This window comes from Streptomyces virginiae (assembly GCF_041432505.1).
Lineage (GTDB): Bacteria > Actinomycetota > Actinomycetes > Streptomycetales > Streptomycetaceae > Streptomyces > Streptomyces virginiae_A.
Map to the genome: position 1 here is coordinate 5,710,170 of NZ_CP107871.1, position 19,486 is coordinate 5,729,655.

Below are 19,486 nucleotides of genomic sequence, written 5' to 3' on the forward strand. Positions count from 1 at the left end.
ACCGCTGGGAGGTGCCCCCAGGCAGGCGGGAATCGTGAGGATCTTCGGGAAGGTACGGCATCGGCCCTCCGCCTCGTGGCGGCAGGCCACCGACCGCGCGTTCACGCTGATCGGCGACGGGCGGTACGAGGACGCGGGCGCGCTCCTGACGAGAGCGGCGGACCTGGAGCCCTGGCTGTCCGAGTCCTGGTTCAATCTGGCCCTGCTGCACAAGTTCCGGCACGACTGGGAGCAGGCGCGGGCCGCCGGGCTGCGTGCCGTGGCCCTGCTGGACCGGGAGACCGGCGCCCCGGACTGGTGGAACGTCGGGATCGCCGCCACCGCGTTGCAGGACTGGCCGCTGGCCCGGCGGGCCTGGCAGGCGTACGGGCTGAAGGTGCCCGGGGACGCCGCCGGGGCGGGCGAGCCGGTCGGGATGGAACTGGGCAGCGCCGCCGTGCGGCTGTCGCCCGAGGGCGAGGCCGAGGTGGTCTGGGGCCGTCGGCTGGACCCGGCCCGGCTGGAGGTCCTGTCGATCCCGCTGCCCTCCTCCGGGCGGCGGTGGGGCGAGGTCGTGCTCCACGACGGGGTCCCGCACGGAGAGCGGGTGACCGCGGCCGGTCCCTCGTACCCCGTGTTCGACGAGATCGAGCTGTGGGCGCCGTCCCCGGTGCCGACCTGGGTGGTGCTGCTGGAGGCGGCCACCGAGGCGGATCGCGACGCGCTGGAGCAGCTGGCCTCGGACGCCGGATTCGCCGCCGAGGACTGGTCCTCGTCGGTGCGGTTGCTGTGCCGGACCTGCTCGGAGAGCGAGATGCCGAGCGACGAGGGCGACGGTGAGCAGCACCTCGATCCGCACGACCACAGCGAGCCCGGCCACCCCGGACCGCTCGGGCACCGTACGGCCGGCTCGGGTTCCTTGTGGGTCCCCGAGCGCGAATGCGGGATCGCGGCACCGGCCGGTCTGGTGCGCGGACTGCTCGACGGCTGGGTCGCGGACAGCCCCGGCACCCGCGAGTGGCGGGATCTCGAAGAAGTCTGCTGATCCGGGGCCGTACGCTGTACGGGCACATCGGTGACCACCATGGCCATCGGTGACCGGGACTTACGGAAGGCGTACGGCGGACATGGCGCAGCAGGAGAACGAGGTTGTCGAGAGCGTGAACGACGGGTACGTCGTGGACACCGAGGACTGTGAGGCGCGCGAGCTCGCCCACCGTCAGCGCGGTACGGCCCGTCCGATCACCACGGTCGGCAACCCGGTCCTGCACAAGGAGTGCAAGGACGTCACCGAGTTCGGCGACGAGCTGGCGCAGCTGATCGACGACATGTTCGCCAGCCAGAAGGCCGCCGAGGGCGTGGGCCTGGCCGCGAACCAGATCGGCGTGGACGCCAAGGTCTTCGTCTACGACTGCCCGGACGACGACGGCAAGCGGCACACCGGTGTCGTGGTCAACCCGAAGCTGATCGAGCTGCCGGCCGCCGCCCGTGTGCTGGACGACTCCAACGAGGGCTGCCTGTCGGTCCCGACGGCGTACGCCTCGCTGGCCCGCCCGGACTACGCCGAGGTCGAGGGCCAGGACGCGCAGGGCAACCCGATCAAGGTGCGCGGCACCGGCTACTTCGCCCGCTGCCTGCAGCACGAGACCGACCACCTGTACGGCTACCTCTACATCGACCGCCTCTCGAAGCGGGACCGCAAGGACGCCCTGCGTCAGATGGACGAGGGCACCCCCCGCTACGAGACCGTCCCCAACGTCTGATTCCGGACATGCCCTAGGCGGCCTGCGGGCCCCGGAAGGCGCGCCGGAAGGAATTCGGCGTGGTGCCCAGGGTCCGCAGGAAGTGGTGGCGCAGGGCGGCCGCGTTGCCGAAGCCGCAGCGGCCTGCGATGGCGTCCACCGTCTCGCCGGTCGACTCCAGCAGCTCCTGCGCCAGCAGGACCCGCTGGCGCAGCACCCACTTGTACGGGGTGGTGCCGGTCTCCTGGAGGAAGCGGCGGGCGAAGGTCCGCGGGGACATGTGCGCCCGCTCCGCGAGCTGCTCGACGGTGATCTCCTCGCCCAGGTGGCGGGCCATCCACTCGATCACCTCGCCCACCGTGTCGCAGGCCGTGCGCGGCAGCGGCCGCTGGATGAACTGGGCCTGCCCGCCGTCGCGGTGCGGCGGTACGACCATCCGGCGCGCGATGATGTTGGCCACCTCGGCCCCGTGCTCCTGGCGGACCACGTGCAGGCAGGCGTCGATGCCGGAGGCCGTGCCGGCGGCGGTGATCACCGGGCCCTCGTCGACGTAGAGCACGTCCGGGTCGACGACCGCCCGCGGGAAGCGCCGGGTCAGGGCCGCGGCGTGCATCCAGTGGGTGGTGCACCGGCGGCCGTCCAGCAGCCCGGCGGCGCCCAGGATGTAGGCCCCGCTGCACACGCTGAGGACCCGCGCGCCCCGCTCCACGGCCCGGCGCAGGGCCGCGAGCAGGGGCTCGGGGTAGATGCGTACGCCCGCGTCACCGGCGGCGGGCAGGCAGATCAGATCGGCCTCCTCCAGCCGCTCCAGCCCGTGTGCGGGGGTGATGCCGAAGGCGCCCCCGCCCACGGTCAGCGGCCCCTCCTCCGCCGCGCAGACGGCGAAGTCGTACACCGGTACGCCCATGTCACTGCGATCGATTCCGAACACCTCGCAGAAGATCCCCAGCTCGAAGGGGGCGACTTTGTCGACGAGGGCCACGGCCACGTTGGTCAGCATGACCCCAGTGTGGCAGTAATTCGGTCTTCTGTGACAGTACTGCCACTGTCGATCATGGGCGATCAGGCGGACAGTAGAGCTATGACCACCTTCGTGAGTTACCTCGCCGTCCTCGCCGTCGCCGCCCTCGTCCTCGGGCCCAGCCTCTACGGGATCCTGCGCGACCGGCGGATCGACCAGCAGATCCGGGCCGTCGCGACCCGGCTGGTGTGGCTGCCCCGCCAGCGCGCGGGCGGCCTCCCGCCCACTCCGCGCCGGCGCGCCTTCCGGCCCGCCCCCCGGCGGTACTGGGGCCCCATCGCCCACTGAGACACCGGGGAACGCGAGAAGCCGGGACACGGAAACCTCCGCATCCCGGCTCCCCGGTCGATTCGTACGAGGCCTTAGAAGTCCTCGTCCAGGTCGACGGTGCCCTCGACCGCGACCTGGTAGGCCGACGGACGACGCTCGAAGAAGTTCGTCAGCTCCTGCACGCCCTGCAGCTCCATGAAGGAGAACGGGTTCTGCGAGCCGTACACCGGCGGGAACCCGAGACGGACCAGACGCTGGTCCGCGACGCACTCCAGGTACTCGCGCATCGACTCGGTGTTCATGCCCGGCAGGCCGTCACCGCACAGGTCGCGACCGAACTGCAGCTCCGCCTCCACGGCCTCCTTGAGCATGTCGGTGACCTGCTGCTGGAGGGCGTCGTCGAAGAGCTCCGGCTCCTCCTTGCGGACCGTGTCCACGACCTCGAACGCGAAGTTCATGTGCATGGTCTCGTCACGGAACACCCAGTTGGTGCCGGTGGCCAGGCCGTGCAGCAGACCGCGCGAGCGGAACCAGTACACGTACGCGAAGGCGCCGTAGAAGAACAGGCCCTCGATGCACGCCGCGAAGCAGATCAGGTTCAGCAGGAAGCGGCGGCGGTCGGCGGCCGTCTCCAGCCGGTCGATCTTCTCGACCGAGTCCATCCACTTGAAGCAGAACTGCGCCTTCTCGCGGATGGAGGGGATCTCCTCGACCGCGTCGAAGGCGGCCGCGCGGTCGTCCGGGTCGGGCAGGTAGGTGTCGAGCAGCGTCAGGTAGAACTGGACGTGCACGGCCTCCTCGAACAGCTGGCGCGACAGGTACAGGCGCGCCTCCGGGGAGTTGATGTGCTTGTAGAGCGTCAGCACCAGGTTGTTCGAGACGATCGAGTCGCCGGTCGCGAAGAACGCGACCAGTCGGCCGATCATGTGCTGCTCGGAAGGCGTCAGCTTCGCGAGGTCCGCGACGTCCGAGTGGAGGTCGACCTCCTCGACGGTCCAGGTGTTCTTGATCGCGTCCCGGTAGCGCTCGTAGAAGTCCGGGTAGCGCATCGGGCGGAGCGTGAGCTCGAAGCCCGGGTCCAGGAGGTTCTTCTGGTCGTTGGAGCTCATTACTGGCAGGCCTCGCAGGACTCGGGGTTCTCAAGGGAGCAGGCCAGCGCCTCGGCGTCGGCGACCGCCTGGGGCAGCTCGACGGGCGCGGCCGCCTGCGCGGCACGGGCGATCTTCGTCGCCGGGCGCGAGCGCAGGTAGTAGGTGGTCTTCAGGCCCTGCTTCCAGGCGTACGCGTACATCGAGCTGAGCTTGCCGATGGTGGGCGTCTCCAGGAACAGGTTCAGCGACTGCGACTGGTCCAGGAACGGCGTACGGGCCGCCGCCATGTCGATCAGACCGCGCTGCGGGATCTCCCACGCCGTGCGGTACAGCTCGCGGACCTCGGCCGGGATCCAGCCGAAGCCCTGGACCGAGCCGGAGGAGTCGCGCAGCGCCTCACGGGTCTGGGCGTCCCACACGCCGAGCTGCTTGAGCTCCTCCACCAGGTAGCCGTTCACCTGGAGGAACTCACCGCTGAGCGTCTCGCGCTTGAACAGGTTGGAGACCTGCGGCTCGATGCACTCGTACACGCCGGCGATGGAGGCGATGGTCGCCGTCGGGGCGATGGCGAGGAGCAGGGAGTTGCGCATGCCGGTCTCGGCGACGCGGGCGCGCAGCGCGTCCCAGCGCTCCGGCCAGTTCAGCTCGACGTCGTAGTGGTCCGGGTGCAGGACACCGCGGGCGGTACGGGTCTGCTCCCAGGCCGGCAGCGGGCCGCTGCGCTCGGCGAGGTCGCAGGAGGCCTCGTAGGCGGCCAGCATGATGCGCTCGGAGAGCTTGGTGGACAGGGCCTTCGCCTCGGGGGAGTCGAAGGGCAGCTTCAGCTTGAAGAAGACGTCCTGGAGGCCCATCGCGCCCAGGCCCACCGGACGCCAGCGGGCGTTGGAGCGGCCGGCCTGCTCGGTCGGGTAGAAGTTGATGTCCACCACGCGGTCGAGGAAGGTGACGGCGGTGCGGACGGTCTCGTCGATCCGCTCCCAGTCGATCTCGCCGTTCACGACGAAGGCGCCCAGGTTGACCGAGCCGAGGTTGCAGACGGCCGTCTCGCCGTCGTTCGTGACCTCGATGATCTCGGTGCACAGGTTCGAGGAGTGGACGACGGTGCCCGGCTCGGCGGTCTGGTTCGCCGTGCGGTTGGAGGCGTCCTTGAAGGTCATCCAGCCCTGACCGGTCTGCGCGAGGGTGCGCATCATCCGGCCGTACAGGTCGCGGGCGGGCATGGTCTTGCGGGCCAGGCCGTCGGCCTCGGCCTTGCGGTAGGCGGCGTCGAAGTCGTCGCCCCACAGGTCGACCAGCTCGGGCACGTCGGCCGGGGAGAACAGCGACCAGTCGGCGTCGGCGTTCACGCGGCGCATGAACTCGTCCGGCACCCAGTGGGCGAGGTTCAGGTTGTGGGTGCGGCGCTGGTCCTCACCGGTGTTGTCGCGGAGCTCCAGGAACTCCTCGATGTCCGCGTGCCAGGTCTCCAGGTAGACGGCGGCGGCGCCCTTGCGGCGGCCACCCTGGTTCACGGCGGCGACGGAGGCGTCGAGGGTCTTCAGGAACGGCACGATGCCGTTGGAGTGGCCGTTGGTGCCGCGGATCAGCGAACCGCGGGCGCGGATGCGGGAGTACGACAGACCGATGCCGCCCGCGTGCTTCGACAGGCGCGCGACCTGGTGGTAGCGGTCGTAGATCGAGTCGAGCTCGTCCAGCGGGGAGTCCAGCAGGTAGCAGGAGGACATCTGCGGGTGCCGGGTGCCGGAGTTGAACAGCGTCGGGGAGGACGGCAGGTAGTCCAGACGGCTCATCAGCCGGTACAGCGAGGCCACTTCCTCGACGGCCTGGACGCTCTCGTCGGCGGCCAGACCGCACGCCACGCGCAGCATGAAGTACTGCGGGGTCTCGATGACCTGACGGGTGATCGGGTGGCGCAGCAGGTAGCGGCTGTGCAGGGTGCGCAGGCCGAAGAAGCCGAAGCGGTCGTCGGCGCCCTCGGCGAGGGTCAGCTCGACCAGAGAGTCGAGCCGGCTCGCGTGCGTACGGACGAACTCGGCCGTGCGGTCCGCGATGAGGCCCTCGCGGTGGCCGACCTCGACGGAGGCCGAGAAGGAGGTGGAGCCCTGGCTCGCGGCCTCGTCGCGCACGGCCAGCGTCAGCAGGCGGGCGGCGAGCCGGGAGTAGGCCGGGTCCTCGGAGATCAGACCGGCGGCGGCCTCGGTGGCCAGCCCGCGCAGTTCGGCGTCGTCGGCGGCGGAGCTGCGGCCGCGCAGCGCGGAAGCCGCGACCCGGCCGGGGTCGGTGTCGGGGAGGTCCGCCGTAAGTTCGGTGAGGGTACGCAGCAGCGTGGCCCCCGGGCCCTCGGTGTTGTCGCCAGAAGTGGACTCGGCGCGCGGTGCGGAAGGCGCGATGGTCACGGCGGGAGCTCTCCCTCGCTCGGCCCGGTCATCGGCGGGGCGGGGCGCGGGCGGGCGCATGCGGGCGCGACGAGAACGCGTACCCCGCATGGCGTCCACCGGCCCAACCGCGAGGCCCGGACGAATCGGCACCCGGTTCGGTCGAGCCGGGCGCGCTGTCGGCAGGTCATCGGACTTGGTGTCCGGTAGCCGGACACTTCATACCGTTGCGGGACAGTTCCGGATTCGCACCGGATTCCCCTGCGGCGACAGCAGGCATGAGCATACATGTGGGGGCGGCCCTCTGCGGTAACCCCCACATGTAGTGTCGGCGTGGCTACAGCTTGAGCCGGTAAGTGAGGAGTGTCAGGCCTTCGATCGGCGCCCAGTCCCGCTCCGGAGTGCGTACGAAGCCCAGTCGCGCGTAGATCCGATGGGCCCCGGCCATGCCGCGTTGGGTGGACAGAACCAGGCCGGTCACCCCCTCCAGCGCCCTCGCCCGCTCGACGCAGGCTCGCACCAGAGCCTCACCGGCGCCCTGGCCGCGCGCCTCGTGGGCCACCGCGAGCATCCGGAACTCGGCCTCGTCCGGGGCCGCGATGTCGGCGAGCGGGCTGCCCGGAGCGGCGAAGGTCACACCGCCCAGGAGCCGTTCGTCGCGCACGGCGACGAGCACCTCGCCCTCGGCGGCCCGGCCGGCCACGTCGCGCAGCACGTTCAGGTAGTGGTCGTCCTCGTTGAAGTCCAGATGCCCGTCGGCGAGGTAGGCCCGCGCCGTGATCTCGCCCAGCTCCGCGTACTCGGCGGGCCGCACCGCCCTGATCACCATGTCCATGCGATCGAGTGTGCAGGACGGGCGCCGACGGGCGGGTGCCGAGCGGACGAAGGCCCCGCCGCGGGGAGCGGCGGGGCCTTCGGCGTGCGGGTCGGGCTCAGCAGCAGCGGAAGCCCTCGCGGGGGTCCGCCTCGCGGGCGTCCGTGCGGGCGCGCTCGAAGGCGCGGCGGGTCAGGACCTCCGCGTCCGGGTCGTGGGAGCGGGCGTGGGCCACGTACCGGTCGTACGCGGCCTCCCCCGAGAACTCCCGTACGTAGAACCGCGCCTTCGCCAGCGCGCTGCGCACGCTCATCAGGCCACCGGCTCCTTGACGTGTCCGCCGCCCGCCTCCGGACCCGCCGCGGCGAGCTCCGCCCGCTCCTCGGCGGTCGCGATCAGCCCGGCCGGGGCGACGATCTTCGACTCGGTCCACGGGGTCTCGGAGAGGGTCGCCGACCCCGGGTCGCGGACGGCCTTGAGGCAGGTCCGGGCCGCGTCCGCGAGGACCACGATGATCAGGAGGGCGAAGAGGGCGCACAGGACGCCGTCGACCGTGGCGTTGGTGACCACGGTGTGCATGTCGTCCATGTTCTTGGCGGGCGCCAGGACCTTGTCGGCGTCGATTCCGGCCTGGTACTTGTCGCGCTGGGCGAAGAACCCGACCTTCACGTCCTCCGAGAAGATCTTCTGGTAGCTCGCGGTCAGGGTCACCGTGGCGTCCCAGACCAGCGGGACGCCCGTCACCCAGGCCCACTTGAGCCGGCCGGACTTGATCAGCAGCGTGGTGCAGACGGCCAGCGCGACCGCGGCGAGCAGCTGGTTGGCGATGCCGAAGAGCGGGAAGAGCTGGTTGATGCCGCCGAGCGGGTCCTTGATGCCTACCCACAGGAAGTAGCCCCAGCCGGCGACGACGATCGCGCTCGCGAACCACACGCCGGGCTTCCAGCTGACGTCCTTGAAGGACTTGTGCACGTTGCCGAGGGTGTCCTGGAGCATGAACCGGCCCACGCGGGTGCCCGCGTCGAGCGTCGTCAGGATGAAGAGCGCCTCGAACATGATGGCGAAGTGATACCAGAACGCCTTCATGCCGGCGCCGCCGACGACGGCGGAGAAGATCTCCGACATTCCGAGTGCGAAGGTCGGCGCACCGCCCGTGCGCGAGAGCAGGCTGGCTTCCTCGACGTCCTTGGCGGCCTGGGCGAGTGCCTCGGGGGAGATGGCGAAACCGAAGTTGGTCACCGCCTGGGAGGCGGACTCGACCGTGGTGCCGATGATTCCGGGAGGCGAGTTCACCGCGAAGAAGAGGCCGGGCTCGATGATGCAGGCCGCGATGATCGCCATGACGGCGACGAAGGACTCGGTCAGCATGGCGCCGTAGCCGATCATGCGGACCTGGGTCTCCTTCTGGATCATCTTCGGGGTGGTTCCCGAGGAGACCAGGGCGTGGAAGCCGGAGAGCGCGCCACAGGCGATGGTGATGAAGACGAAGGGGAACATCGAGCCGGCGAAGACCGGGCCGTCGCCGCGGGCGGCGAAGTCGGTGATCGAGGGCATCTTCAGCGTGGGCATCGCGATGACCACGCCGATCGCGAGGAGCGCGATGGTGCCGACCTTCATGAAGGTGGAGAGGTAGTCGCGGGGTGCGAGCAGCATCCACACCGGCAGCACCGAGGCCAGGAAGCCGTACACCACCATCCAGATGACCAGCGTCTCCTTCTCCAGGGTGAAGGTGTCCGCGAAGGAGGACTCGGCGACCCAGCCGCCCGCGACGATGGCGAGCAGCAGCAGCGCGACGCCGATGACGGAGACCTCGGTGACCCGACCCGGTCGCAGGACGCGCAGGTAGAAGCCCATGAAGACGGCGATCGGGATGGTCATGCCGATGGAGAAGACGCCCCAGGGCGAGTGCGCCAGGGCGTTGACGATGACGAGGGCCAGGACCGCCAGTAGGATGATCATGATGGCGAACACGGCGATCAGGGCGGCGGCCCCGCCGACGGGGCCGATCTCGTCCCGGGCCATCTGGCCGAGCGAACGGCCGTCGCGGCGGGTGGAGAAGAACAGCGTGACCATGTCCTGGACGGCCCCGGCGAAGATGACGCCGGCGACGATCCAGATGGTGCCCGGCAGATAGCCCATCTGCGCGGCGAGTACGGGTCCGACGAGCGGACCGGCGCCGGCGACGGCCGCGAAGTGGTGGCCGAAGAGCACCCGGCGGTCGGTGGGATGGAAGTCGACACCGTTGTCAAGGCGTTCGGCGGGGGTGGCCCGGGTGGCGTCCACCTTCAGTACGCGGTTCGCGATGAAGCGCGCGTAGAAGCGGTAGGCGATCGCGTACGAGCCCAGCGCGGCGGCGAGCAGCCAGGCGGCGGAGATCTCCTCGCCGCGCGAGAGCGCGAGCACGCCCCAGCCGATGGCGCCGACGAGTCCGACGAGCACCCACGCGGCGATGGACCGGGGAGAAGGCGAGCCCGATGTGTTGTCCGGACTCGCCGCGTCCCGTTCTGTCCCTGTTGCTTCCGGTTCAGGCATGACCTCGTCCCCTCGTCGATCATCTGCGTAAGCGCAGGGAATCTACGGGGGATCGCCCGCTGAGCGTAAGACCCCGTCCGTATTCCGGTATGTGAAGGAATCGAGGATGCGGGGTCCGACGGGCCAGGTCGGGCGGGTGGAGGGTGAGGTCAGACGGCGGGGCGCTTGAGCCTGGCGACGAACTTGTACCGGTCGCCGCGGTACACCGACCGCACCCACTCCACCGGTTCGCCGTCGGCGTCCAGGGAGTGCCGGGAGAGCATCAGCATCGGCAGCCCGACGTCGGTGCCGAGGAGGCCGGCCTCGCGCGGGGTGGCCAGCGAGGTCTCGATGGTCTCCTCGGCCTCGGCCAGGTGCACGTCGTAGACCTCGGCGAGAGCCGTGTAGAGGGAGGTGTACTTGGCGAGCGAACGGCGCAGCGCGGGGAAGCGCTTGGCCGACAGGTGCGTGGTCTCGATGGCCATCGGCTCACCGCTGGCCAGGCGCAACCGCTCGATGCGCAGCACCCGTCCACCGGTGGTGATCTTGAGCAGTCCGGCGAGGGTGTCGTCGGCCGTCACGTAGCCGATGTCGAGGAGCTGGGAGGTCGGTTCCAGTCCCTGGGCCCGCATGTCCTCCGTGTACGAGGTCAGTTGCAGCGCCTGGGAGACCTTGGGCTTGGCGACGAAGGTGCCTTTGCCCTGGATCCGCTCCAGTCGTCCCTCTACGACCAGTTCCTGGAGGGCCTGTCGGACGGTGGTCCGCGAGGTGTCGAATTCGGCCGCGAGCGTGCGCTCCGGCGGCACCGGGGTGCCGGGCGGCAGCGTCTCGGTCATGTCGAGCAAGTGCCGCTTGAGTCGGTAGTACTTGGGAACACGTGCCGTGCGGGTGACTGCCCCGCCGTCCGGCTCCGTGGTCGCCCCTTCGGTGGCCATCGCCGCCCGCCTTCCCGACTCCAGTTTCGCTGCCGTCACCGGCTCCTCCGATATGTGCGGTCACATCGTGACACGAGTGGGGGGACAGGCCTTCTCTCTCCCCAGGTGTCGGTCCGATAACGGACCGGACACCCGCTCATTAGACCCTTGACACCCCTAAAGGTCTAGGCCAAGCTCCAGCTACTGGTCTAAACCAATATGGATCAGATCCCGGCCCCACGGCAGTACTTCGCGTATGTCACCGCGGCGGGCGAGGGAAGTGCAGGCATCCCTGAGGAGGGTGGCGTGAAGCGCAAGCTCATCGCGGCGGTCAGTGTCGCGGGCATGATGGTCGGAGTCGCGGCGTGCGGCAACGGCAGCGACGACAAGGCGAAGACCGACGCAGGTGGCGCCAAGGAGATCACCGTCTGGGTGATGGACGGCTCCGCTCCCAAGGCCTGGATCGACGAGGTCAACAAGGAGTTCTCGGCCAAGCACCCCGGTGTCACGGTCAAGGTCGAAGAGCAGAAGTGGACCGGCATCCAGGAGAAGGTCACCACGGCCCTCTCCGAGAACAACCCGCCGGACGTCCTGGAGCTCGGCAACACGCAGACCGCCGGCTACGCGGTCACCGGCGGTCTCGCCGACCTGACCAAGGACAAGGCCGCACTCGGCGCCGACGCCTGGCAGAAGAGCATGCTCGCCTCGGCCGAGATCGACGGCAAGCTCTACTCCGCTCCGTGGTACGCCGCCAACCGCGTCGTCGTCTACGACAAGAAGGCCTACGAGAAGGCCGGCGTGACCCCGCCGAAGACCCGCGACGAGTGGATCGCCGGTCTGGAGAAGCTGAAGGCGGCCGACCCGGCCTCGCAGCCGATCTACCTCCCCGGCCAGAGCTGGTACGTCCTCGCCGGCTTCGTCTGGGACGAGGGCGGCGAACTCGCCGTCAAGGACGGCGCCAAGTGGAAGGGTGGCCTCGCCACCCCCCAGGCCGCCTCCGCGATGGACTTCTACAAGAAGCTCCAGGCCTTCTCCACCGCCCCCAAGGACAAGGACGAGGCGACCCCGCAGCAGTCCACCGACATCGTTCCCAAGGGCGGCGTCGCCTCCTGGATCGGTCTCGGCTGGGAGGCCGGCGGCGCCGAGAAGGCGCTGAAGGAGGCGGGCAAGGAGGCCGACTTCGGCTACTTCCCGATCCCGGGCAAGACCGCGGACAAGACCGGCACCGTCTTCCTCGGCGGCTCCAACCTCGCGATCGCCGAGCGCTCCAAGAACAAGGAGCTCGCCAAGGAGTGGCTGGCCCTCGCCGCAGGCAAGGACCAGATGACCAAGTACGCCGCCGAGACCAAGGGCGCCCTGCTGCCGAACCAGGTCGGCGCGAACTTCACCCCGGCCGCCGGTTCCTTCGCCGAGGCCATGGGCAAGGCCGGCCTCAACGGCAAGATCACCCCGGTCACCGCGGGTTGGGCGAACGTCGAGACCGAGCCGAACCCCATCAAGGAGTTCATGACCAAGGTCCTGAACGGTGAGGACGCCGCCAAGGCGGGCGCGGACGCGGACAAGGAAATCGCGAACCGCATCAACAAGTAGCCCCACCCCGCAGTTCCCTCACCACCCAGCAGTGTGATCGCACCGGGGGCACGGCAGGCGCCATGCCGCATGCCGTGCCCCCGGTCGCGCATTTGACTCCACAGTCAACCGCGAGGAAGCCACGCCATGACCGTGCACTCCCAGGGAGCGATGACGGCCGCTCCACAGGACGCACCACACAAGCCCGCCGGACGGCCCGAGGAGACCGCGTCCCCGACCGGCCCCGGTCCCACGTCTCCTCGCGGGGGCAGAAAGTCGCTCCCCTCGGGGTGGCTGCCCTACCTGCTGGTCGCGCCGGCGGTGCTCGCCCTCGCGACACTGCTGCTGTACCCGCTGATCAAGAACGTGATCCTGTCCTTCCAGGACATCAACAAGATCGAGTTCATCCAGCGGAAGTACCCCTTCGCGGGGTTCTCCAACTACACCCAGCTGATCGGTGACGCGGACTTCTGGACCGTGGTCGCCCGCAGCTTCGCCTTCACCGCGGCCAACGTCGCACTGATCATGGTGCTCGGCAGCCTCATCGGCATCCTGCTCAACCGGCTCGGCAAGAAGATGCGGCTGGTCCTGTCGATGGCGCTGGTGATGGCCTGGGCCATGCCGATCGTCGCCTCCGTGCAGGTCTTCAAGTGGCTGTTCGACGAGCAGTTCGGCGTCATGAACTGGGTGATGCGCAGCGCCGGCTTCGCCGGATACGAACAGCACAACTGGATGCAGACGGGCCTGTCCACCCTGACGATCGTCACCGTCCTGGTGGTCTGGGGCTCCATCCCCTTCGTCGCCCTCAACATGTACGCCGGACTGACCACGGTCGGCGCCGAGTTGTACGAGGCCGCCCGGATGGACGGCGCCAACGGCTGGCAGACCTTCTGGAAGATCGTCTTCCCGAACCTCCGGCCGTTCTTCCTCATCACCACGTTCCTCGAAGTGATCTGGGTGTTCAAGGCCTTCACCCAGGTCTACGCGATGAACAAGGGCGGCCCCGACCGCGCCTCCGAGATCCTCCCGGTCTTCGCCTACGTCGAGGGCCAGAGCCAGGCCCACTACGGCCTCGCCGCCGCCATCTCCGTCCTGACGATCCTGATCCTCGTGGTCGTCATGTCCTTCTACTTCCGCCTGATCCTGAAGCAGGAGGAGGAGCAGTGAGCAGCCCCACCACCACCGCGCCGAAGCCCGCGCAGCAGCTCCGCAAGCGCCGGCCGGTCCGCCCCGCCGCCGTGGTCAAGAACCTCGGCGCGCTCCTCCTCGCCCTGGTCTTCGTCTTCCCCGTGTACTGGATGTTCTCCTCGGCCCTCAAGCCGTCGAGCCAGATGCTCACGAAGGACCCGGTCTTCGTCTTCACCCCGACGCTCGACAACTTCACCAAGGCCACCGGGGTCTCCAACTTCTGGACGTACGTCACCAACAGCGTCCTGGTCACCGTCGGCGCCGTCGCGCTGGCCCTGCTCGTCGCCCTCGCCGCGAGCTTCGCCATCGCCCGGATGAGGTTCAAGGGCCGCAAGGGCCTCGTCCTCACGGTGATGATGGCCCAGATGGCCCCCTGGGAGGTCATGGTCATCGCGATGTACATGATCGCCCGCGACGGCGAGATGCTGAACAGCCTCCCGCTGCTCACCGCGATCTACTTCGTGATGATCCTCCCCTTCACCATCTGGACCCTGCGCGGCTTCATCGCCGCCGTCCCGGTGACCCTGGAGGAGGCGGCCCAGATCGACGGCTGCACCCGCGGCCAGGCCTTCCGCAAGGTGATCTTCCCGCTGCTGGCCCCCGGCCTGATGTCCACCTCGCTCTTCGGTTTCATCACCGCCTGGAACGAGTTCGCCATGGTCCTGATCCTGAACAAGGACAAGAGCGCGCAGACCCTGCCGCTGTGGCTGACCGAGTTCATGTCGGCCTTCGGCAACGACTGGGGCGCCACCATGGCCGCGTCCTCGCTCTTCGCGGTCCCGGTCCTGCTCATCTTCATCTTCCTCCAGCGCAAGGCCGTCGGCGGGATGACCGCCGGCGCCGTGAAGGGATAACGGCCGCCATGACTGTCCTTGCGCACCGCACCGATACGCTCACCCGCGACGCCCTCGCCGTCCTCCAGCCCGGCTTCGAGGGCACCACCGCCCCCGACTGGCTGCTCCGGCAGGTCGGCGAAGGCCTCACCGCCGTCGGCCTGTTCGGCCGCAACATCACCTCGCCCGAGCAGCTCGCCGCGCTGACCGCGCAGCTGCGTACCGAGCGCGACGACGTCCTGGTCGCCATCGACGAGGAGGGCGGCGACGTCACCCGCCTGGAGGTCCGGGGCGGCTCCTCCTTCCCCGGCAACCTGGCCCTCGGCGCCGTCGACGACACCGACCTGACCCGCGGCGTCGCCCGCGAGCTGGGCCGCCGGCTCGCCGAGTGCGGGGTCAACCTCAACTGGGCCCCGTCCGCCGACGTCAACTCCAACCCGGACAACCCGGTGATCGGCGTACGGTCCTTCGGCGCCGACACCCACCTCGCCGCCCGGCACACCGCCGCCTACGTCCAGGGCCTCCAGGCCGCCGGCGTGGCCGCCTGCACCAAGCACTTCCCGGGACACGGCGACACCAACGTCGACTCCCACCACGCCCTGCCGCGCATCGACGTGGACCTGGACACCCTCCAGGCCCGCGAACTCGTCCCCTTCAAGGCGGCGATCGAGGCCGGCACCAAGGCCGTGATGAGCGCGCACATCCTGGTGCCCGCCCTCGACCCGACCCGCCCGGCCACCCTCAGCCCGCAGATCCTGACCGGTCTGCTGCGGGGGGAGCTCGGCTACGAGGGCCTCATCGTCACCGACGGCATGGAGATGCACGCCATCGCCGGGACGTACGGGATCGAGCGCGGCTCGGTCCTGGCGATCGCGGCCGGCGCCGACGCCATCTGCGTCGGGGGCGGACTCGCCGACGAAGCCACCGTCCTGCGGCTGCGCGACGCGCTGGTCGCGGCCGTCCGCGAGGGGGCACTGCCCGAGGAGCGCCTCGCCGACGCCGCCGCCCGCGTCCGCGCGCTCGCCGCATGGACCCGCGGAGCCCGGCCGGACGCGCAGCCGGAGGGGAGCCGCGCGTCCGGCATCGGGCTGACGGCCGCCCGCCGCGCCGTGCTCGTCACCGGTTCGACGAAGCCGCTCACCGCGCCCTACGTCGCCACGCTCGCGCCCGTCGCGAACATCGCGGTGGGGGACGAGACCCCGTGGGGCGTGGCGGCGGAACTCGCCGAACTGCTCCCGGGCACGGAGGCGGGCGTCTTCCCCGAGGGCTCCGGCGCCGAGGACGTGCTGGCGGCCGCGGGGGACCGTACCGTCGTCGCGGTCGTCCGTGACGCGCACCGGCACCCCTGGATGACCGAGGCCCTCGACGCGCTGGTCGCGGCCCGACCGGACACGGTCGTGGTCGAGATGGGCCTGCCGCGCGCCCGGCCGCGCGGGGCCCTGTACATCGCCACGCACGGCGCCTCGCGGGTCTGCGGCCGCGCCGCCGCCGAGGTGATCGCGGGAGTCTGATCCCGCCACGTACCCCTGACCAGGGCGACAGCCCCCGCTCCGGACCACCTCCGGAGCGGGGGCTGTCAGGTGTCGGCCGCCGGATCTTCTCCGGGGCGGCCGCCTCCGTACGGCGAAGGGCCGGACTCCCGTCGAGGGAGTCCGGCCCTTCTGTGGTGCCCGTGCGGCTACAGGCCCTGCCAGGCGGGCTTGTCGGCGTAGGTGTGGCGGAAGTAGTCGGCCAGCTTCAGCTTCGATGCGGCCGCCTCGTCCACGATCACCGTGGCGTGCCGGTGCAGTTGCAGCGCGGAGGCCGGGACCAACGCGGACAGCGGGCCCTCGACGGTCTGCGCCACGGCCTCCGCCTTGCCCTCGCCGGTGGCCAGGAGGACCAGGTGGCGGGCGTCGAGGATGGTGCCGATGCCCTGGGTGATGACGTGGTGCGGCACCTGCTCCAGGTCGTTGTCGAAGAAGCGCGCGTTGTCCACGCGGGTCTGCTCCGTCAGCGTCTTGATCCGGGTGCGCGAAGCGAGGGAGGAGCAGGGCTCGTTGAAGCCGATGTGGCCGTCCGTGCCGATGCCCAGCAGCTGGAGGTCGACGCCACCGGCCTCGGCCAGGGCGCGGTCGTAGGCCTCGCACGCGCCGACGATGTCCTCGGCCGAACCGTCGGGGCCCATGAAGGAGGCCTCGGACAGACCCAGCGGCTCGACGACCTCGCGGAGCACGACCGCGCGGTAGGACTCGGGGTGCCCGGCCGGCAGGCCGACGTACTCGTCGAGCTGGCAGATCCGGGCCCGGGAGGCGTCGACCTGCCCGGCGCGGACCTTGGCCGCGAGGGCCTCGTAGATGGGCAGCGGGGTAGAGCCGGTCGCCACGCCGAGCAGGGCGTCGGGCTTGCGCCGCACCAGGGCGGCCATGGCCTCCGCGATGAGCTCGCCGCCTGCCTTGGCGTCCGGGACGATGACAACTTCCACGCGGGGCCTGCCGATCTGGAGTGGATGGGGTGGGGTGGTATAGACCAATCTAGCAGAGGCCGCCGTCCGTGACAGGGCCTCGGCGTCATCCATGGTGAGCCGGATGTGGACGCCCGGCCTCCGGTGAGGTCGGGAGAACCTTCAACCGGTTGGTTGCCCTGTCTACAACTCCATGAGTGATTAGGGTGGTTTTGGTAGGTAAATCATGGTAGGTGCGATTGGAGTGGTCGTCATGGGAAGGCACACCACCTACGCCTTCGAGACCTACAGGGCTGTCGCGGATGCCGGTCGCGCCGAGCTGCTCGCCGCGACCACCTCCCCGTTCCAGATCGAGGTGCGGTTCGTCGGCGGGCTGACGAGCGGCCAGCGGGACGTCTTCGCCGAGGCCGCCGAACGCTGGGCGAGGGTCATCGTCGGTGACCTGGAGACCGCGATCCTGCGCGACTTCACGGGCGACGTCGTCATCGACGACCTCTTGATCGATGCCGAAGGCGTCGTGATCGACGGGATCTTCGGGACGCTCGGCGAGGCGGGGCCGATCCGCCTGCGGCGCGAGCCGGCGACCACCGGAGCGCGCCTGCCCGCCACGGGCATCATGCGGTTCGACAAGGCCGACCTGGGGCAGATGGAGGACGACGGCTCGCTGCTGGACGTCATCACGCACGAGATGGGCCATGTGCTGGGGATCGGGACGCTCTGGGACACCTTCGGTCTGCTGAAGGACTTCCCCGGCCCCAACCCCACCTTCGTCGGCCCCGGCGCCATGAAGGAGTTCGGCACCCTCATCGGAGCCGGGCAGCCCACTCCCGTACCGGTCGCGAACGTCGGCGGCGCGGGCAGCGCGGGTGGCCACTGGCGCGAACGGGTCTTCGGCAACGAGCTGATGTCGCCCACCATCGGCGGCCCCGGCAACCCCTTGAGCAGGCTGACCGTGGCGAGCCTCGGGGACCTCGGCTACCAGGTCGACCTCGACGCGGCGGAGCCCTACGCGCTCCCCGACCCCTTCGTCATCGCGATGGCCGGCGGCGGAGAGACCGCACCCCCGCGGGGTGTCATGCTCCCGACCGTCCCCAGCAGCGTCCCCGCCGACCGGCCCTGACCGGCTCTAGATCAGCGCCAGTTGCAGGCCGCCCGTCGCGTCCATGTGTTGGCCCGTCACCCACCGGGAGTCGGGCGAGGCCAGGAAGGCCACCACGTCGGCGACCTCCTGGGCCGTGCCCACCCGGTGGAAGACGGAGCGGGCGGCCAGGTGGGCCCGGGTCGCCTCGTCCGCGAGGAGGCCGGCGTTGAGGTCGGTCTCCGTGATGCCGGGACCGACCGAGTTCACGGTGATCCCGCGCGGAGCCAGCTCGGCGGCCAGCGACCGGGTCAGCGCGTTCGCCGCGCCCTTGGCCATGACCGTGGCCAGGATGGCCGGCAGGGCGATCTCCGGGGTACCGGTCACGTTCACGATCCGACCCCCGTCCCGCAGGCGCTCCAGCCCGTACTTGATCACGAAGAACGGGGCCTTGGCGTTGAGCGCGTGCGCCCGGTCGTACATCTCCTCGTCGGTGTCCCCGATGCCCGCGAAGGCCGCCGCCCCGGCGTTGTTCACCAGGATGTCCACCCCCTCGGTGTGGTCGGGATGGGCCGCGTACGCCGCCCAGAGGGCCTGCGCGTCGCCCGGGACGCCGAGCTCGGCGCCGATCGCGAAGGCCCGTCCACCGGCCGCCCCGATCGCCGCCACCGTCGCCTTCGCCGCCGCCTCGTCGCGTCCGTAGTGCACCGCGACGAGTGCCCCGTCCCGCGCCAGCCGCTCGGCCACGGCCCGTCCGATGCCCCGGCTGCCGCCCGTGACCAGTGCCGTCTTCCCCTTGAGCACGCCCATGACGCGCCCCCTTCCGGTAATCGCTAGTGGTCGCTACAGAAAGGAACGTATCAGATTTCCTAGCGCCCGCTATAGAATGCGGGCATGGTGACCGGACAGCGCGGCAGGCCCCGTTCCTTCGACCGCGACGCCGCCCTCGACAAGGCGATGCTCGCCTTCTGGGAGCGCGGCTACGAGGCGACCTCCATCGCCGACCTGACCGCCTCGCTCGGTATCGGCGCGCCCAGCCTCTACGCGGCCTTCGGCGACAAGCGCAAGCTCTTCGACGAGGTCGTCGCGGTCTACGGCTGCCGGTACGGGGACTTCGCGAGCGTGGCGCTCGCCGAGGAACCCACCGCCCGGGCGGCCGTCGCCCGCATCCTGCGCGAGGCCGCCGAGATCTACACGGACCCCGCCCACCCGCGGGGCTGCATGGTGATCAGCGCCGCGATCAACACCACCTCGGAGGAGGTGGCACAGGCGCTGCGCGAGCGCCGTAACGCCAACCTGGTGATGTTCGAGAGCCGGATCCGGGCCGACGTGGCCACGGGGGCGCTGCCGGCGGACACGGACGCGCGGGCGCTGGCCCGGTACGCCGGGGCGGTGCTGCAGGGGATGTCCCAGCAGTCGCGCGACGGCGCGAGCCGGGAAGAGCTGGAGGCGGTGGCCGAGCGGGCCCTGGCGGCCTGGCCCGCGGCCTGACCGGCCGGAGAAGTTCCTCTGGGCCACGGTGCAGGACGGGACCCTCGACCCGCCCGGCACCGTAGCCCGGAGTACTTACGGCCGACAGGTGTGCGGTTCCCGACGGCCGGTGGAGGTGCCTGCGCGGTCAGGGCAGAGCGCGCGGCTTACCTCGATCCGTCCTCCTG

The 19,486-nt window shown here is 70.4% G+C and carries 18 protein-coding genes and 1 riboswitch; of the genes, 9 read left to right on the plus strand and 9 right to left on the minus strand.

The features are described from left to right. The first annotated feature begins 34 nt into the window (after positions 1–34). Entirely contained in the window at positions 35–1,024 is a 990-nt protein-coding gene (locus tag OG624_RS26775; RefSeq protein WP_030011692.1) for a tetratricopeptide repeat protein, read from the plus strand. 82 nt (positions 1,025–1,106) lie between these two features. Then, positions 1,107–1,742 carry a peptide deformylase gene (gene def / locus OG624_RS26780; RefSeq protein ID WP_033218629.1) on the plus strand — a complete coding sequence of 212 codons (636 nt, stop codon included), beginning with the start codon at positions 1,107–1,109 and terminating at the stop codon, positions 1,740–1,742. Between the two features lie 13 nt (positions 1,743–1,755). On the opposite strand, the gene OG624_RS26785 is transcribed toward def, so the two are convergent. Then, entirely contained in the window at positions 1,756–2,721 is a 966-nt protein-coding gene (locus tag OG624_RS26785) for a helix-turn-helix domain-containing protein (protein ID WP_033218631.1), read from the minus strand. Positions 2,722–2,802: 81 nt separating this feature from the next. On the opposite strand from OG624_RS26785, the gene OG624_RS26790 reads away from it, so the two are divergent. Then, complete coding sequence (locus tag OG624_RS26790; protein WP_051763104.1) at positions 2,803–3,030, plus strand: hypothetical protein; 228 nt, start codon at positions 2,803–2,805, stop codon at positions 3,028–3,030. Positions 3,031–3,104: 74 nt separating this feature from the next. On the opposite strand, the gene OG624_RS26795 is transcribed toward OG624_RS26790, so the two are convergent. The 6 genes from OG624_RS26795 to OG624_RS26820 all read right to left on the minus strand — a co-directional run bounded on the left by OG624_RS26795 (position 3,105) and on the right by OG624_RS26820 (position 10,738). Continuing rightward, entirely contained in the window at positions 3,105–4,121 is a 1,017-nt protein-coding gene (locus OG624_RS26795; RefSeq protein WP_033218634.1) for a ribonucleotide-diphosphate reductase subunit beta, read from the minus strand. After that, positions 4,121–6,499, minus strand: a complete 2,379-nt coding sequence (locus OG624_RS26800) for a ribonucleoside-diphosphate reductase subunit alpha (RefSeq protein WP_033218635.1) — start codon at positions 6,497–6,499, stop codon at positions 4,121–4,123. Before OG624_RS26800 ends, OG624_RS26795 begins: the two co-directional genes overlap by 1 nt. A gap of 143 nt (positions 6,500–6,642) precedes the next feature. Next, positions 6,643–6,764, minus strand: a riboswitch (cobalamin riboswitch). 51 nt (positions 6,765–6,815) lie between these two features. Further along, on the minus strand, positions 6,816–7,313 hold the full coding sequence (locus OG624_RS26805) for a GNAT family N-acetyltransferase (RefSeq protein WP_033218636.1): 498 nt from the start codon (positions 7,311–7,313) through the stop codon (positions 6,816–6,818). Between the two features lie 97 nt (positions 7,314–7,410). Beyond that, positions 7,411–7,605 carry a YbdD/YjiX family protein gene (locus OG624_RS26810; RefSeq protein WP_033218637.1) on the minus strand — a complete coding sequence of 65 codons (195 nt, stop codon included), beginning with the start codon at positions 7,603–7,605 and terminating at the stop codon, positions 7,411–7,413. After that, on the minus strand, positions 7,605–9,824 hold the full coding sequence (locus tag OG624_RS26815) for a carbon starvation CstA family protein (protein WP_244290744.1): 2,220 nt from the start codon (positions 9,822–9,824) through the stop codon (positions 7,605–7,607). Before OG624_RS26815 ends, OG624_RS26810 begins: the two co-directional genes overlap by 1 nt. Positions 9,825–9,973: 149 nt before the next feature. Beyond that, complete coding sequence (locus OG624_RS26820; RefSeq protein ID WP_033218639.1) at positions 9,974–10,738, minus strand: GntR family transcriptional regulator; 765 nt, start codon at positions 10,736–10,738, stop codon at positions 9,974–9,976. Positions 10,739–11,023: 285 nt separating this feature from the next. On the opposite strand from OG624_RS26820, the gene OG624_RS26825 reads away from it, so the two are divergent. The 4 genes from OG624_RS26825 (at position 11,024) to OG624_RS26840 (ending at position 15,818) form a co-directional block, all read left to right on the plus strand. Beyond that, positions 11,024–12,307, plus strand: a complete 1,284-nt coding sequence (locus OG624_RS26825; RefSeq protein WP_033218640.1) for an extracellular solute-binding protein — start codon at positions 11,024–11,026, stop codon at positions 12,305–12,307. A 126-nt stretch (positions 12,308–12,433) separates the two neighbouring features. Beyond that, positions 12,434–13,453 (plus strand): carbohydrate ABC transporter permease, encoded by a 1,020-nt coding sequence (locus OG624_RS26830; RefSeq protein ID WP_033218641.1) that lies wholly within the window; start codon positions 12,434–12,436, stop codon positions 13,451–13,453. Then, the gene (locus tag OG624_RS26835) at positions 13,450–14,328 is read left to right on the plus strand and encodes a carbohydrate ABC transporter permease (RefSeq protein WP_078909183.1); all 879 of its coding nucleotides are present in this window, start codon (positions 13,450–13,452) and stop codon (positions 14,326–14,328) included. Before OG624_RS26830 ends, OG624_RS26835 begins: the two co-directional genes overlap by 4 nt. Positions 14,329–14,336: 8 nt before the next feature. Next, the gene (locus OG624_RS26840; protein ID WP_033218643.1) at positions 14,337–15,818 is read left to right on the plus strand and encodes a glycoside hydrolase family 3 protein; all 1,482 of its coding nucleotides are present in this window, start codon (positions 14,337–14,339) and stop codon (positions 15,816–15,818) included. Positions 15,819–15,985: 167 nt separating this feature from the next. Here OG624_RS26840 and nagB read toward each other — a convergent pair whose 3' ends face one another. Next, positions 15,986–16,771 carry a glucosamine-6-phosphate deaminase gene (nagB, locus tag OG624_RS26845; protein ID WP_033218644.1) on the minus strand — a complete coding sequence of 262 codons (786 nt, stop codon included), beginning with the start codon at positions 16,769–16,771 and terminating at the stop codon, positions 15,986–15,988. A gap of 232 nt (positions 16,772–17,003) precedes the next feature. Between nagB and OG624_RS26850 the strand changes: the two genes are divergently transcribed. Next, complete coding sequence (locus tag OG624_RS26850; RefSeq protein ID WP_033218646.1) at positions 17,004–17,870, plus strand: leishmanolysin-related zinc metalloendopeptidase; 867 nt, start codon at positions 17,004–17,006, stop codon at positions 17,868–17,870. A gap of 6 nt (positions 17,871–17,876) precedes the next feature. On the opposite strand, the gene OG624_RS26855 is transcribed toward OG624_RS26850, so the two are convergent. Further along, on the minus strand, positions 17,877–18,638 hold the full coding sequence (locus tag OG624_RS26855) for an SDR family oxidoreductase (RefSeq protein ID WP_033218648.1): 762 nt from the start codon (positions 18,636–18,638) through the stop codon (positions 17,877–17,879). A gap of 84 nt (positions 18,639–18,722) precedes the next feature. On the opposite strand from OG624_RS26855, the gene OG624_RS26860 reads away from it, so the two are divergent. Further along, complete coding sequence (locus OG624_RS26860) at positions 18,723–19,319, plus strand: TetR/AcrR family transcriptional regulator (RefSeq protein WP_033218650.1); 597 nt, start codon at positions 18,723–18,725, stop codon at positions 19,317–19,319. The last annotated feature ends 167 nt before the right edge of the window (positions 19,320–19,486 follow it).